The sequence below is a fragment of the Pseudomonas sp. AC252 genome (assembly GCF_979258105.1).
In genome coordinates this window covers 2218752-2233157 of the sequence record NZ_OZ409837.1, presented here as the reverse complement: position 1 = coordinate 2233157, position 14406 = coordinate 2218752, and the positions used below count along the sequence as shown (strand labels likewise).

Genomic DNA, 14406 nt, shown 5'->3' with positions numbered 1-14406 from the left:
CTTGCTTACAGGCCTTCGCTCAACACCCGGTCCAGCATATCGACAAAGAAATCCACACTCTGGCGCGACGTCACCATCGGTGGCTTGATCTTGAGGATGTTCAAGTCATCGCCGGTCGGCTGCATGAAAATCCCCAGCTCACGCAGCCGATCACACAGCCACGCAGTCTCGGCGGTTGCGGGTTCCAGCGTCTCGCGATTGCGGATCAGTTCCAGCCCGAGGTAGAAACCGGAGCCGTGCACCGCGCCGACCAGCGGATGTTTATCGATCAACGCCTCAAGGCGCTCTTTGAAGTGGGCGCCGACCACCTGGGCGTTTTCCCAGAGCTTTTCTTCGTCCATCACATCGAGCACCGCCATGCCGATCTGGCAACTGACCGGACTGCCGCCCGCCGATGAGAAGAAATAACCCTCGGCCTCCAGCGCCTCGGCGATTTCCCGGCGAGTGATCACCGCGCCCAGTGGCTGGCCGTTACCCATGCCTTTGGCCATGGTGATGATGTCCGGCACCACGCCCTGCTCTTCGAAGCCCCAGAAAAAATGGCCCATGCGCCCGTAACCGACCTGCACTTCGTCAGCGATGCACACCCCGCCCTGCGCGCGGACCCTTTCATACACCTGCGGCAAATAGCCCGGCGGTAAAGAAATCCCCCCGGCATTGCCGTAGACCGGCTCGCAGATGAAACCCGCCAGTTGGCGCTTCTGCTCGGCGAGTTTCTGCAGATGATGTTCGACGCTGCGCACGTAATCCGGCGCTGAATCGACGCCACGGAATTCGCCACGATAAGTGTTCGGCGCCGGCACTGGGTGCACCCAGTCCGGGCGACTTTCCAGCGCCTTCGGGTTGTCGGCAATTGACGTCGATACCGCATCGGCACCGACCGTCCAGCCGTGATACGCCTCGAGCACGCTGATCATGTCGCGCCCGCCGCTGAAGGCCCAGGCCAGACGAATCGCCAGGTCGTTGGCCTCGCTGCCGCTGTTGACCAGAAACACCCGATCCATGCCCTTTGGCGCCAGTTTCAGCAAGCGTTCGGAAAACTCGGCGACTGCCGCATAGTTGAAGCGCGAATTGGTATTGAGCAACGACCACTGCCGTGCTGCGACCGCCGCCATCCGAGGGTGACCATGACCGAGCACGGCGACGTTGTTGAGCATGTCCAGATACGAACGGCCGTGCATGTCGATCAGGTGGTTGCGCCAGCCGCGTTCAATGCGCGGCGGGTCGACGTAATAGTGTTTTTGCGTGCGGGCAAAACTGGCGTCGCGGCGCTCGAGCAGCGTTTTCGCGTCCAGCTCCGGCTCGGCGTCGCAGGCCAACCCGAGCAAGGTCGCCGGTGACGGACACAACGCCTGCCAGGCCGGCGCACGGGACGGCGTGCAAAACAGCGGCGCGTCGAGTTCTGCTTCTCGGCACAACTGCACCAGCAGCGGCCCCGTGACCGCACCGAGTTTCTGGCCTCGATCCACTGCCACCCCATGCTCAAGAACAGGCGTCACGCCCCACAGGCGAAGGCTGAACTGTGGGCCATCGAGTTGCAGCGCACCGTTTGCCGCTTGATTCAGAACGCCGGCGAACGGCGTTTGCACTTCGCTTCCAGACGGCGCACGTAATTCGACATGCAACGCGAACGTATCCGGCTCAGTCGCGCTGTCCGGCCGAGTACGTGACAAGCGGTACTGACCATAACGCGTCGCCGCCAGCCCATGCACCGCTGCGGCTTCGGTCAGCAAGCGCTGATCGATGCCCGGCTGCTCCCAATTGCCCGCCTCGAAGTGCGGACTCAACACGCCCAGATCGATCAGCGCAAATTCGCGCCCGACCAGTCCGGGCAACAGCAGCGCAAATTCTGCGTGTTCGTTCCTCGGTAAAGTCTGGCCCACGGCAGTGAGAATCGCCGCCTCCATCAGCGCCAATGGCACCGAAGTCGCGACGCGGAAGATCTCCCACTCATGATTGAGATTGTCGCGGCTGTAGGTGTTGCCCGGATCGATGCTGACCTGCTGCTCGCCACTGAGCACCAGCACCGCCGCTCGCGCGACGATCAACGGCCAGAGCGCTTGCAGTTCTGCATAGTGCAACGGATTGACCGCGTGATAAGCCTTGATCGCCGGCAGGATGACAAACGGATCGCCATCGGCGTGATGCAGCAATGCCGCGCAGGTCACCGACAGGTCGGTGATACGCCAGGTGCGCACCAGATCACCGAAATCGATCACGCCCTGCAACTGCCAATGCCGCTGGGCATCCCGCGCCCAGACGACGTTGTCATCGGTGATATCCATGTGAATCGCCTGCACCGGCAGTTTGTCCAGCAACGGCTGCAAACGGCGCTCGGCCTGATCGGCAGCTGTGCTAATCACCGTACGCTGCTGCTCATCCTTGATCACTGGCAACAGATGACTGATCAACGCGCTGGCGTGACGCGCGTCCCACTGCAATGTGCGCTCAAGGCCCGGATGATCGAAACCTTCCAGGGCCAGATCCATCTCGCCACAGAGCCGGCCAAACCCGGCGACCACGTCCTGGCCAAGATGATCGAAATCGGTCAACGGCTGCCCGTCGATGTATTCCAGCAATCGCACATGAACCGCTTCGCCATTGGCTTGCAGCGACAACAGGTCTTCACCATTATTGGCGGCGATTACCTGCGGCACCTTGATCGCCGAGTGCTCGGCCAGGTATTTGAGACCTGCGTGCTGGGCTTGCAGCTCCACCAGCGCGTAATCGCCACGACAGATTTTCAACACGAAGCGCCCACGCGCACTGTCAACGCGATAATTCAGATCCTGCTGGCTGCCCAGCGCCTGCAACGTGCCGCTGAGCCCGTAATGCTCGGCCAGCCATTGCAGCGCCTGCGCCTCTGAAACCTGCGGAGCGGGCAAACTGGCGCGATGAATCAACGTGGCGAGCGGCATGAGACGACCCCTGAAGTATTATTAGGCGCTTATATCGCCATTGCGTTGCTCGATACGCAACCCCCGTCCGACATTGACTACGGTATTTGCATCGGTACTCGCACCCGGTAGCACTTTGCGCAAGAATACCGGCCGTTCGCCTCGAATCTATGGAAATACTCATGAATGTAATCACCACCGACCTACCCGGTGTTCTGATCATCGAACCGAAGGTGTTTGGTGACGAGCGCGGTTTTTTCTACGAGAGTTTCAATGCCAAGGCGTTTCTGGAAGCAACCAGCCTGGATGTGCAATTTGTGCAGGACAACCATTCGCGCTCACAAAGAGGCGTATTGCGTGGCTTGCATTACCAGTTGCAGCAAACCCAGGGAAAACTGGTGCGCGTGACCGCCGGTGAGGTGCTCGATGTTGCTGTGGACATCCGCCGCAGCTCGGCGAACTTTGGTAAATGGGTGGCCGTGCGGCTGTCCGACGAGAACCATCGGCAGATGTGGGTACCCGAGGGTTTTGCCCATGGCTTTGTGGTGCTGAGCGATTACGCCGATTTTCTCTACAAGACCACCGATTACTACTCCCCGTCAGACGAACGCGCCATTCGCTGGGACGACCCGGCAATTGGCATCGACTGGCAACTGGACGAAGCACCGACGCTATCGGCCAAGGATCAGGCGGCCGCGCTGCTCAAGGACGCTGACGTCTTCGCCTGAGGCCGGGCATAATGCGCCAGTTACCTCAGGCGCATCCGGCTCATGAAACCACCGCTTCCCCGCAGACCTCGCTGGCGCAGCCTCGCGCTGTTGGCCCTGTGCCTGGCGCCGCTGCTGTGGCCGTTGGAACATCTTGCCGAACGCTATTACCGCAGCGAGCTCGCCGGGCAGAATCGCCAGACCCTCGATCTGTACGTCGCCAACCTGCTCGGCACCCTTCATCGCTATGAAGTGTTGCCGCAGATTCTCGGCGATCTGCCGGCCCTGCGCGCGGTGCTCGGTGCGCCGGACGACGGCGTCACCCAAGGCAACGCCAATCGCCTGCTGAACAACATCGCCGCGCAGACCGGCGCTGAAGTCATGTACCTGATGGACACGTCCGGTCAGACGCTGGCGGCGTCGAACTGGGACAAACGCGACAGCTTCGTCGGCCGCAACTTCGCCTTCCGCCCGTATTTCAGCGAAGCCATGGCCGGGCGCCTCGGACGCTTCTTCGGCCTCGGCACCACGTCGGCCAAACGCGGATATTTCTTCGCCGCCGCTGTGCGCAACGGCGAGAAAATCATCGGTGTGCTGGTGATCAAGGTCGACCTCGACCACACCGAAAGCCTGTGGGGCAAGACGCCGGAACAACTGCTGGTGACCGACCATAACGGCGTGGTCATCCTGACGTCGCGCCCGGAATGGCGTTTTCGCGCCACCCGTGAGCTGAGTGAAACCGAGCGCGCTGCAATCACCGCGATCCAGCCCTACCCGACCCGCGAACCCCGGCCGCTTAACCTGAGCGCCGACGCCTGGCTGACGCAGACCCACGACATCGCCGAAACCGGCTGGAGCGTCAGCATCCTCGCCCCGCGCACGCTGATCGATCGTCCGGTGCGCACGGTGGTCGCGATCGGCGGCGCCACGCTATTGGTGGTGATGCTGCTGGTGGGTTTGATGATGCAGCGCCGCCGGCATTATCTGGAGCGCATCGCTTTCGAAGCCAAGGCCCGGCGCGAACTGGAAGGCCGGGTGGCTGAACGTACCAGCGATCTGGAGGGCCTCAACCGGCGTTTGAAACAGGAAGTGCTCGAGCGTGAGCAGGCGCAGCAGGAGCTGGTGCGCGCCCAGGACGACTTGGTCCAGGCGGGCAAATTGTCGGCGCTGGGGACCATGTCGGCGAGCATCAGTCACGAACTCAATCAACCGCTGGCGGCGATTCGCAGTTATGCGGAGAACGCCGAAGTGCTGCTCGATCATCAGCGCACCGAGGACGCCCGGGGCAACCTCAAGCTCATCAGCGAACTGACCGGGCGCATGGCCTCGATCATCGCCCACCTGCGCGCCTTCGCCCGCCGCGATCGCCACGCACCGGAAAGCGTTGCCCTGCAACCGGCGCTGGACGATGCGCTGGCATTGCTGGCCAAACGTCGGCGCAGCATGGAAGTCGAACTGATCCGCGATCTGCCAGCCGCGACGCTGTGGGTCGAGGCCGGCGAAACCCGCTTGCGTCAGGTGCTGGGCAATCTGCTCGCCAACGCCCTCGATGCGCTCACCGAAAAAGGCCCGCCGCGCAAATTGTGGCTAAGTGCCGAAGCCACCGCCGACGGCGTCAATCTGTACATTCGCGACAATGGCCCCGGGTTCTGCATGGAAGCCCTTGGCCGCGCCAGCGAGCCCTTTTACACCACCAAGACCCGCACCCAGGGTCTGGGCCTGGGGCTGGCGATTTGTGAAACGCTGATGCGCGCCTTTGGTGGCGAGCTGTCGTTCGCCAACCACAAGCAAGGCGGCGCCCTGATCACCCTGCGCCTGCGCGCCGGCGCGCCCGGAGTCAGCCTGCAACCGTCCGAGGACCGAAGTGCATGACCATCGACAATCGCATCCAGGTAGTGTTGATCGACGACGATCCGCACCTGCGCCAAGCCCTCGGCCAAACGCTGGATCTGGCCGGCCTGAAAATCCTGCCGCTGTCCGAAGCCAAGGGCCTGGCCGCGCAACTTGAGCGTGACTGGCCCGGCGTGGTGGTCAGCGACATCCGCATGCCGGGCATGGACGGCCTCGAACTGTTGAGCGAGTTGCATGCACAGGATCCGGAGCTGCCGGTGCTGCTGATCACCGGCCATGGCGACGTACCGCTGGCAGTGCAGGCGATGCGCGCCGGCGCTTACGATTTTCTGGAAAAACCCTTTGCCAGCGATGCACTGCTCGACAGCGTCCGTCGCGCCCTCTCGCTACGGCGTCTGGTGCTGGACAACCGCAGCCTGCGTCTGGCCTTGAGCGATCGCAACGAATTGAGCGCGCGACTGGTCGGCCATTCGACGCCAATGCTGCGCCTGCGTGAGCAGATCGGTGCGCTGGCGGCGACCAAGGCCGATGTGCTGATCCTCGGCGAAACCGGTGCCGGCAAAGAAGTCGTGGCCCGCGCGCTGCACGACTTGTCGAGCCGCCGCAACGGTCCGTTCGTGGCGATCAACGCCGGCGCCCTGGCGGAGTCGGTGGTGGAAAGCGAGCTGTTCGGTCACGAACCCGGCGCCTTCACCGGCGCGCAGAAACGCCGCATCGGCAAATTCGAATTCGCCAACGGCGGCACGCTGTTTCTCGACGAAATCGAAAGCATGAGCATGGACGTGCAAGTGAAACTGCTGCGCATGCTGCAGGAGCGGGTCGTCGAACGTCTGGGCGGCAATCAGTTGATCCCACTGGACATCCGCGTCATCGCCGCGACCAAGGAAGACCTGCGTCAGGCGGCGGATCAGGGACGCTTCCGCGCCGACTTGTATTACCGCCTCAACGTCGCGCCGCTGCGCATCCCGCCGCTGCGCGAAAGGGGCGAAGACGCACTGGTGCTGTTCCAGCACTACGCCGATGAAGCCAGCGCCCGCCACGGCTTGCCGCCCCACGAACTGCAACCGGCACACCGCGCCTTGCTGCTGCGCCACACCTGGCCGGGCAACGTGCGCGAACTGCAAAATGCTGCCGAACGCTTCGCCCTTGGGCTTGAGCTGGCACTGGACAACAGCGCTGATGGCAGCGGCGGCACGCCTGTCGAAGTGGTCAGTGGCGGCCTCAGCGAGCAAGTGGAAAACTTCGAGAAATCGCTGATCGCCGCCGAATTGGCGCGCTCGCACAGCTCGGTGCGCAGCCTTGCCGAAGCCTTGGGCATTCCGCGCAAGACCCTGCATGACAAACTGCGCAAACACGGTCTGAATTTCGGCGACAGCAGCCACGGGGAAGACAACGAATGAGCAGCGTAAGCGCATACCTGCAAACGGTGCTGCATCACGACATTCCGCTGACTGCCGAGATGGGACTTGAAGTTCTCGAATGGCGGGATCAGCAACTGCGCCTGCACCTGCCGCTCGCGCCCAACGTCAATCACAAGAGCACCATGTTTGGCGGCAGCCTGTACTGTGGCGCGGTGCTGGCCGGTTGGGGCTGGTTGCATCTGCGGTTGAAGGAAGAAGGGATTACCGACGGACACATCGTCATTCAGGAAGGGCAGATCAGTTATCCGCTGCCGGTAACCGGGGACGCCGTGGCTATTTGCCCGGCGCCGGATGCGGCGATTTGGAAACGCTTTGTGGCGATGTATCGGCGTTATGGGCGAGCTCGGTTGACGCTGGATACGCGGATCCTGAATGCGGGAAGTGAGGACGTTGCGGTGAGATTTACCGGCCAGTACGTTTTGCACCGTTGAAGATCAAAAGCCCCCTCACCCCAGCCCTCTCCCGAGGGAGAGGGCTGGGGTGAGGGGATTCCGGATCAGAACATTAACCTCGGGCCAACTCCAACAACCGAGCTCGCCACGCAGCCTTCGCCGGCAGCGCCAGAAAGAACTCGTTCAACAGCGATTCCCGCGCCGGATAACAAAACGCTTCACCGCGCAGATCGAGCACTTCTCCACCAGCCCCTTCCAGCACGCCCTGCGCCGCCGCCGTGTCCCACTGTGAAGTGGGCGCAAGACGTGGATAGCAATCAGCAGCACCTTCGGCCAATAGACAGAACTTCAAGGAACTGCCGATATTGGCCAGTTGCAGCTCACCGAGACTGGCGCTCAACCCGGCCAGCAAACGCTCTTGCTCGGGACTGGAATGTCGACGGCTGGCGACCACGGTAAACCCCTCGCCCGGTGCAGGCACATCGCGCACCTGAATCGCCGTCGGCGTACCACTCTTGTCGCCACGCCAGGCACCGAGTCCGGCACCGCCGACGTAAAAGCGACCGTTGGTCGGCATCGTCACCACGCCAAACACCACCCGGCCATTTTCAATCAGCGCGATGTTCACGGTGAATTCCTCACTGCCACTGATGAATTCCTTGGTACCGTCCAGCGGATCCACCAGCCACCAGCGCTGCCAACTGGCGCGCACGCTCTGCGGGATATCGGCGTCCTCTTCCGAGAGCACCGGAATGCTCGGATCCAGCGCCGTCAGCCCGGCGACGATAAGATGATGCGCAGCCAGATCGGCGGCCGTCACCGGCGAATCATCGGACTTGGCGGTGACTTCAACGCCGGCGCGCCAGAACGGCAGAATTGCCTCGCCAGCCTGTAAAGCCAACTCAATTACCGGTGCCATCAGCGGATGGGGAAAATTCATCGAGGTCTCACTCATAGCTGAACATCCCGCGCTGGCGCAGCAGATCACGGGTCAAATACAGCGCCGCCAATGCGCGGCCTTCGGTAAATTGCGGATTCAGCGCCAGCGCCGACAATTCGCGCAGGTTGACCCTGTCGACCCGCATCGGCTCCGGTTCATCGCCTTCCAGCCGTTCTTCGTAGAGATCGGTGGCCAGCACCACTTGGATCTTCTGGCTCATGTAACCGGGTGACAGCGACAGTTCGGTCAAATGTTCAAGTTGGCGCGCGCCATAACCGGCTTCTTCCTTGAGCTCCCGCTCGGCCGCCGCCAGCACGTCTTCGCCCGGCTCAATCAAGCCTTTGGGCAGAGACAATTCGTACTCGTCGGTGCCGCCGCAATATTCCTCGATCAACACCGCGTGTTCGGCATCAAGCATCGCGACGATCATCACCGCGCCGTAGCCCGCACCCTTGCCGACCAGACGCTCATAGGTGCGCTCCACGCCATTGGAAAATCGCAGCTTGAGTTCTTCGACGCGAAACAGGCGACTGGTGGCGACGATCTCGCGGGCGAGTACGGTGGGTTTCTGGCGCATGCAAAGCTCCTTGGCGTGAACGCGCTACTATAACGCGGCTTTCCCGATTGTTTGCGTCGGATATCCTTTCACCGTTCGAGACGTTGCCATGCCTTCTTTACCGTGGTCCGACATCGATACCGTTCTGCTCGACATGGACGGCACGCTGCTGGATCTGCACTTCGACAACCACTTCTGGCTCGAGCACCTGCCCCAGCGCTACGCCGAACTGCACGGCATCAGCCGGGCCATGGCCGAGCTGGAATTGCAGCCGCTGTTCGAACGCCACGCCGGCCAGTTGCAGTGGTACTGCCTGGATTTCTGGAGCGCGGAACTGAAATTATCGGTGCGCGAACTGAAACAGGAAACCGCCCACTTGATCGCCCTGCGCGCGGATGCCGACACCTTTCTCGACGCGATCAAACGCGCCGGCAAACGGGTGATCATGATCACCAACGCGCACCGCGATTCGTTGTCGTTGAAACTGGAACGGATTGAACTGGCACCGTACTTCGAACGGCTGATCAGCTCGCACGACTATGGTTATCCCAAGGAGAACCCGCAGTTCTGGGATGCCTTGCAGGCGGACATCGGGTTTGATCCGGCGCGCAGCCTGTTTATCGACGACACCTTGCCGATCCTGCGCAGTGCGCGGGATTTTGGCGTAGCGCATCTGCTCGCGGTGAAAGAACCGGACAGCCGCAAAGGGCCCAAGGACACGGCCGAGTTTGCCGCAGTCGAGGACTACCGCGATTTGATTGCAGGACTCTGATCCCTGTAGGAGCTGCCGCAGGCTGCGATCTTTTGATTTGCTTTTTTAAAGTCAAAGTCAAAAGATCGTCCGATCGCGGCCGGAGCCTTCGGCAGCGCCTACATGGACAGCGCGTTATTTTGGAATGCGCAGCTTTTGCCCCGGATAAATCTTGTTCACATCCTTGAGCATCGGTTTGTTGGCTTCGAAAATCTTCTCGTACTGGTTGGCATTGCCATAGACGCGCAGGGAAATCGCACTGAGCGTGTCACCTGCCTTGACCTCGACAAACTCGGCAGCCACGACGACCGGTCCGGTCACCGTGATCTGATCATCGACACTGCCTACGCCCGCAATGTTGCCCACCGCGAGCAGAATCTTTTCCTTCTCTTCCTGGCTTGCCACCTCACCGGTGATTGTCACCTTGTCGCCATCCACGGTCGCCTGCACGTTGGGATTGCCCAGCCCGACCTTGCTGATATGTTCCTTCAACTGCTCGCTGGCATTGGCGTTTCCGGGAGTCAACAGATCAAGCAGTTTCTCACCGGCTTCTTTGACAAAACTCAAAAGGCTCATTGCATTCACTCCATGGAATAAAGGGTCAGTCGTCCAAGCCTAGACCACCCCAGCCGAACCCGGTTCCAGTCCGACCAATGACGCTGCCGCGCCGCAGGCGGTAGAATCGCCACACCCCGCCAACCGCCCGGAGCGAAGATGGACATCAAGCAGCTGAAATTCCTCATCGCCCTCGACGAAACCCGCCATTTCGGCCAGGCCGCCGCGCGCTGCCACATTACCCAGCCGACCCTGTCGATGCGTTTGCGCAGCCTCGAAGAAGAACTTGATCTGCCATTGGTCAACCGTGGCCAGCGCTTCGAAGGCTTCACCGCACCGGGCGAACGCGTGCTGGCGTGGGCGCGTACGGTGCTGGCGGCTTACGATGGCCTGCAGGCGGAAGCGGCGGCCTGTCGCGGCAACCTGATCGGTACGCTGCGCCTGGGTGTGGTGCCGCTGTCGAGTTTCGATCCGTTGCCGCTGATGCAACGTCTGCACGCGGCGCATCCGGAACTGCGCTTCGAGCTGTCGTCGCTGAGCTCGGAGCAGGTGCTCGAACACCTGGCGAACAACCGCATCGACATCGGCGTGTCGTATCTGGAACGTCTGGACAGCGAGCGCTTCGATTCGCTGGCCTTCAACGAAACGCGCATGGGCCTGCTCTACGACGAGCGCTCGTTCAGCTTCGGCGAAGCACCGCTGAGCTGGGAATCGCTGATCGAACTGCCGCTGTGCATGCTCACCAGCGGCATGCATTTTCGCCAGTCCATCGACCACAACTTCCACAGCCGTGGCCTGACGCCGCAACCGCTGCTGCAAACCGATGCCGTGCATCAATTGCTGCAAGCGGTCCACGGCGGTTTTTGCTGCGCGATCATGCCCCTCGACGGCGGCGCGGAAACCCTCGCCGATCATCTGCGTCTGCAACCGATCGAGAATGCCCACACCCTCGCGCCGCTGGGGCTGATCATGCGACGAGGGGCACCCCGCTCAGCGCTGGCGGAAGCCTGTTTCGCGCTCTATCAAAAATCGCCAAACGACGCTTGATCGACGGCATCTATCGGTAGATCGGTAATAGCGATTAGACGCGACAACTTGCCGCGCCTAGTCTTGACCTAGATCAAACCGTCGGTGATGCCATGAACGCCAAGCGCCCAGCCTGCGCGGCGCCAGCAATCGAAACGCCCGCGCCTGCCGCCAGCCAGACCTACAGCTACAGCGATTTACCCCTTGAGGCATCGGCCAGCACCGCGCTGGCCGAGGAAGTCGCGTTGGCGATCGCCTACAACGGCATCAGCCAGGCAGTGATGCTGGTCACCCCGACCGACCTCGAAGATTTCATCGTCGGTTTCAGCCTCGGCAGCGGCATCATCGAAGACGCCAGTGATATCTACGATCTGCAACTGACGGGTGCAGGCTCGGCGCAATACGCGCAGGTGACCATCGCCAATCGCGCATTCTGGAACCTCAAGCAACAGCGTCGGCAGTTGGCCGGCACCAGCGGTTGCGGATTGTGCGGCGTCGAAGCGGTTGAACAGGCGTTGCCTGATCTCAAGGTATTGCCTGGCGCAGCCTTGCCACCGATCGAATGGCTCGACGGCTTGCGCCAGCGCATCGGCGCGTTCCAGCCGCTCGGCCAGCACTGCGGCGCGGTGCATGCGGCGGTGTTCATGAATGCCAGCGGTGACTTACTGCTCGGCCGCGAAGACATCGGCCGCCATAACGCGCTGGACAAGCTGATCGGCGGACTGATCCGCCAGAAGATATCCACAGAGGGCGGGCTGGCGATCGTCACCAGCCGTTGCAGCCTCGAATTGATCCAGAAAGTCTTGCGTGCCGGCATCCAGACCCTGGTCAGCCTGTCGGCACCCACCGGCCTGGCCGTGCAATGGGCCCGGCGCCACAACCTCAATCTCATCCACCTGCCGCAGAAAAGTGCGCCGCGGGTGTACAGCCCCGCGATGGAGAATCAAGCGTGAGCCAACATCATCAAGCCGACCAGAAACCTGTCCCGCGTTACAAGCCTTACAAAGGTGCCGCCGGCGGCTGGGGCGCCCTGATCAGTGTGGCCCAGGCGTGGCTGACCAGCGACAACGCCCTGAAAAACCTGCGCATGATGCTCAAGACCAACCAGAACGGCGGTTTCGACTGCCCGGGTTGCGCCTGGGGTGATTCGCCGGAAAGCGGCATGGTCAAGTTCTGCGAGAACGGCGCCAAAGCGGTGAACTGGGAAGCGACCAAGCGTCGCGTCGATGCGAAATTCTTCGCCAAGCACAGCGTCACTTCCCTGCTGGAACAAAGCGATTACTGGCTGGAATATCAGGGTCGCCTGACCGAGCCGATGGTCTACGACGCCGAGTCCGATCGCTACAAGCCGATCAGTTGGGAAGATGCCTTTGCCCTGATCGGCAAGCACCTGCGCAATCTGCCAAGCCCGGATCAGGCCGAGTTCTACACCTCGGGCCGCGCCAGCAATGAAGCGGCGTATCTGTATCAGCTGTTCGTGCGGGCTTACGGCACCAACAATTTCCCTGACTGCTCGAACATGTGCCACGAGGCCAGCGGCGTGGCGTTGGCGCAGAGTGTCGGGGTCGGCAAAGGCACCGTGACTTTCGACGACTTCGAGCACGCCGACGCGATTTTCGTCTGGGGCCAGAACCCCGGCACCAACCATCCGCGCATGCTCGAACCGTTGCGTGAAGCGGTAAAACGCGGTGCCCAGGTGGTGTGCATCAATCCGCTGAAAGAGCGCGGTCTGGAGCGTTTCCAGCATCCCCAGCACCCGATCGAAATGCTCACCAATGGCGATAAGCCGACCAACACCGCGTACTTCCGCCCGGCACTCGGCGGCGACATGGCGGTGCTGCGCGGCATGGCCAAGTTCCTCCTGCAATGGGAACGCGATGCACAGAAGGCTGGCGAGCCGGCGGTGTTCGACCATGATTTTCTCAATGCCCACAGCGCCAACGTGCTGGAGTACCTCGCCATCGTCGACGACACCTCGTGGGAGCAGATCGTCGAGCAGTCCGGCCTGACGCTGGTCGAGATCGAGCAAGCCGCGCGCATGTACGCCAAAGGCAAGAACGTGATCATGTGCTGGGCCATGGGCATCACCCAGCACCGTCATTCGGTGCCGACCATCCAGGAAATCGCCAACCTGATGCTGCTGCGCGGCAACATCGGCAAACCGGGCGCCGGTCTGTGCCCGGTGCGCGGCCACAGCAACGTGCAGGGCGACCGCACCATGGGCATCAACGAGCGCCCACCGGTGGCGTTCCTCGATTCGCTGGAGCGTCGCTTCCAGTTCAAGGTGCCGCGTCATAACGGCCACAACGTGGTCGAGGCGATTCATGCGATGGCCGAAGGTCGCGCCAAGGTGTTCATCGGCTTGGGCGGCAACTTTGCTCAGGCCACGCCGGATAGCTCGCGCACCTTCGAAGCGCTGCGCAACTGTGACCTGACCGTACAGATCAGCACCAAACTCAACCGCAGCCACCTCGCTCACGGTAAAGATGCGTTGATCCTGCCGTGCCTGGGCCGCACGGACATCGATATCCAGACCGAAGGGCCGCAAGCGGTCACCGTGGAAGACTCGTTCAGCATGGTCCACGCCTCCAACGGGCAACTGCAGCCGTTGTCGAACCAGATGCGCTCGGAGCCGTCGATCATCGCTGGCATCGCTGCCGCGACACTGGGCAGCCAACCGGTGGACTGGAACTGGCTGGTGGCCGATTACGGGCGCATTCGCGAACTGATCGCCGATACCATCCCGAACTTCAAGGACTTCAACGACAAGATCAAGAACCCGGGCGGTTTCTATCTGGGCAACTCCGCTGGCGCTCGCAAGTGGAACACGCTGTCGGGCCGTGCCAATTTCCGCGCGAACCAGTTGCCGAAGGATCTGGTCCACGAGCGCACCCGTGCCACTGGGCAAGTGCCGGATCTGATCCTGCAATCGATGCGTTCCCACGATCAGTACAACACGACGATCTATGGTCTCGACGACCGTTATCGCGGCGTGAAGGGCCAGCGTGACGTGCTGTTCGCCAACGAGGCCGACATCATTCGTCTGGGCTTCCGTCCGGGACAGAAGGCCGACATCGTGTCGATCTGGGACGATGGTCGTGAGCGCCGGGTGAAAGGTTTTACATTGTTGGCGTTCGATATTCCTGCGGGGCAGGCGGCGGCGTACTATCCGGAGGTCAATCCGCTGGTGCCGCTGGAAAGTACGGGCGATGGCAGCCACACGCCGACGTCGAAGTTCATTGCGATACGGTTGGAAGCGGCGAGTGAAACGGGGTTGATCATGGCTAAATCGGCCTGAAGGGGTGTCAGT

At 61.8% G+C, this 14406-nt stretch carries 12 protein-coding genes; 8 read left to right on the top strand and 4 right to left on the bottom strand.

The annotated features are described in order from the left end of the window. Positions 1 to 5: 5 nt before the first annotated feature. Positions 6 to 2918 carry an aminotransferase gene (locus ACZZZ4_RS10325; protein ID WP_463547755.1) on the bottom strand — a complete coding sequence of 971 codons (2913 nt, stop codon included), beginning with the start codon at positions 2916 to 2918 and terminating at the stop codon, positions 6 to 8. A gap of 161 nt (positions 2919 to 3079) precedes the next feature. On the opposite strand from ACZZZ4_RS10325, the gene rfbC reads away from it, so the two are divergent. Genes rfbC through ACZZZ4_RS10305 form a run of 4 tightly spaced genes read left to right on the top strand, consistent with a single transcriptional unit; the run spans position 3080 to position 7307 of the window. Next, the gene (gene rfbC, locus ACZZZ4_RS10320) at positions 3080 to 3625 is read left to right on the top strand and encodes a dTDP-4-dehydrorhamnose 3,5-epimerase (protein ID WP_039756457.1); all 546 of its coding nucleotides are present in this window, start codon (positions 3080 to 3082) and stop codon (positions 3623 to 3625) included. A 42-nt stretch (positions 3626 to 3667) separates the two neighbouring features. After that, a complete protein-coding gene (locus ACZZZ4_RS10315) occupies positions 3668 to 5476 on the top strand; it encodes a sensor histidine kinase (RefSeq protein WP_463547754.1) in 1809 nt (602 codons plus the stop codon). Further along, positions 5473 to 6855, top strand: coding sequence for a sigma-54-dependent transcriptional regulator (locus tag ACZZZ4_RS10310; protein WP_310404395.1), 1383 nt, complete (start codon positions 5473 to 5475; stop codon positions 6853 to 6855). Before ACZZZ4_RS10315 ends, ACZZZ4_RS10310 begins: the two co-directional genes overlap by 4 nt. Continuing rightward, the gene (locus ACZZZ4_RS10305) at positions 6852 to 7307 is read left to right on the top strand and encodes a thioesterase domain-containing protein (protein ID WP_129998337.1); all 456 of its coding nucleotides are present in this window, start codon (positions 6852 to 6854) and stop codon (positions 7305 to 7307) included. Before ACZZZ4_RS10310 ends, ACZZZ4_RS10305 begins: the two co-directional genes overlap by 4 nt. Before the next feature lie 73 nt (positions 7308 to 7380). On the opposite strand, the gene cysQ is transcribed toward ACZZZ4_RS10305, so the two are convergent. Both cysQ and nudE read right to left on the bottom strand, forming a co-directional pair. After that, positions 7381 to 8208 (bottom strand): 3'(2'),5'-bisphosphate nucleotidase CysQ, encoded by an 828-nt coding sequence (gene cysQ / locus ACZZZ4_RS10300; protein WP_415763974.1) that lies wholly within the window; start codon positions 8206 to 8208, stop codon positions 7381 to 7383. A gap of 7 nt (positions 8209 to 8215) precedes the next feature. Beyond that, positions 8216 to 8785 carry an ADP compounds hydrolase NudE gene (nudE, locus tag ACZZZ4_RS10295; RefSeq protein ID WP_039756454.1) on the bottom strand — a complete coding sequence of 190 codons (570 nt, stop codon included), beginning with the start codon at positions 8783 to 8785 and terminating at the stop codon, positions 8216 to 8218. 88 nt (positions 8786 to 8873) lie between these two features. On the opposite strand from nudE, the gene yrfG reads away from it, so the two are divergent. After that, positions 8874 to 9536: a GMP/IMP nucleotidase gene (yrfG, locus tag ACZZZ4_RS10290; RefSeq protein ID WP_071174081.1), complete on the top strand. Its 663-nt coding sequence runs from the start codon at positions 8874 to 8876 to the stop codon at positions 9534 to 9536. A 114-nt stretch (positions 9537 to 9650) separates the two neighbouring features. On the opposite strand, the gene lysM is transcribed toward yrfG, so the two are convergent. Beyond that, entirely contained in the window at positions 9651 to 10091 is a 441-nt protein-coding gene (lysM, locus tag ACZZZ4_RS10285; protein ID WP_129998339.1) for a peptidoglycan-binding protein LysM, read from the bottom strand. A gap of 138 nt (positions 10092 to 10229) precedes the next feature. Between lysM and ACZZZ4_RS10280 the strand changes: the two genes are divergently transcribed. The 3 genes from ACZZZ4_RS10280 to ACZZZ4_RS10270 all read left to right on the top strand — a co-directional run bounded on the left by ACZZZ4_RS10280 (position 10230) and on the right by ACZZZ4_RS10270 (position 14394). Next, positions 10230 to 11117 carry a LysR family transcriptional regulator gene (locus tag ACZZZ4_RS10280; protein WP_039756453.1) on the top strand — a complete coding sequence of 296 codons (888 nt, stop codon included), beginning with the start codon at positions 10230 to 10232 and terminating at the stop codon, positions 11115 to 11117. 92 nt (positions 11118 to 11209) lie between these two features. Further along, entirely contained in the window at positions 11210 to 12049 is an 840-nt protein-coding gene (gene fdhD, locus ACZZZ4_RS10275; RefSeq protein WP_039756451.1) for a formate dehydrogenase accessory sulfurtransferase FdhD, read from the top strand. Beyond that, positions 12046 to 14394, top strand: coding sequence for an FdhF/YdeP family oxidoreductase (locus ACZZZ4_RS10270; protein ID WP_463547753.1), 2349 nt, complete (start codon positions 12046 to 12048; stop codon positions 14392 to 14394). Before fdhD ends, ACZZZ4_RS10270 begins: the two co-directional genes overlap by 4 nt. Positions 14395 to 14406 lie beyond the last annotated feature (12 nt).

Coding starts and splice junctions, on each gene's coding strand:
- ACZZZ4_RS10325 (WP_463547755.1), bottom strand. CDS start 2,918: ATGCCGCTCGCCACGTTGATTCATCGCGCCAGTTTGCCCGCTCCGCAG.
- rfbC (WP_039756457.1), top strand. CDS start 3,080: ATGAATGTAATCACCACCGACCTACCCGGTGTTCTGATCATCGAACCG.
- ACZZZ4_RS10315 (WP_463547754.1), top strand. CDS start 3,668: ATGAAACCACCGCTTCCCCGCAGACCTCGCTGGCGCAGCCTCGCGCTG.
- ACZZZ4_RS10310 (WP_310404395.1), top strand. CDS start 5,473: ATGACCATCGACAATCGCATCCAGGTAGTGTTGATCGACGACGATCCG.
- ACZZZ4_RS10305 (WP_129998337.1), top strand. CDS start 6,852: ATGAGCAGCGTAAGCGCATACCTGCAAACGGTGCTGCATCACGACATT.
- cysQ (WP_415763974.1), bottom strand. CDS start 8,208: ATGAATTTTCCCCATCCGCTGATGGCACCGGTAATTGAGTTGGCTTTA.
- nudE (WP_039756454.1), bottom strand. CDS start 8,785: ATGCGCCAGAAACCCACCGTACTCGCCCGCGAGATCGTCGCCACCAGT.
- yrfG (WP_071174081.1), top strand. CDS start 8,874: ATGCCTTCTTTACCGTGGTCCGACATCGATACCGTTCTGCTCGACATG.
- lysM (WP_129998339.1), bottom strand. CDS start 10,091: ATGAGCCTTTTGAGTTTTGTCAAAGAAGCCGGTGAGAAACTGCTTGAT.
- ACZZZ4_RS10280 (WP_039756453.1), top strand. CDS start 10,230: ATGGACATCAAGCAGCTGAAATTCCTCATCGCCCTCGACGAAACCCGC.
- fdhD (WP_039756451.1), top strand. CDS start 11,210: ATGAACGCCAAGCGCCCAGCCTGCGCGGCGCCAGCAATCGAAACGCCC.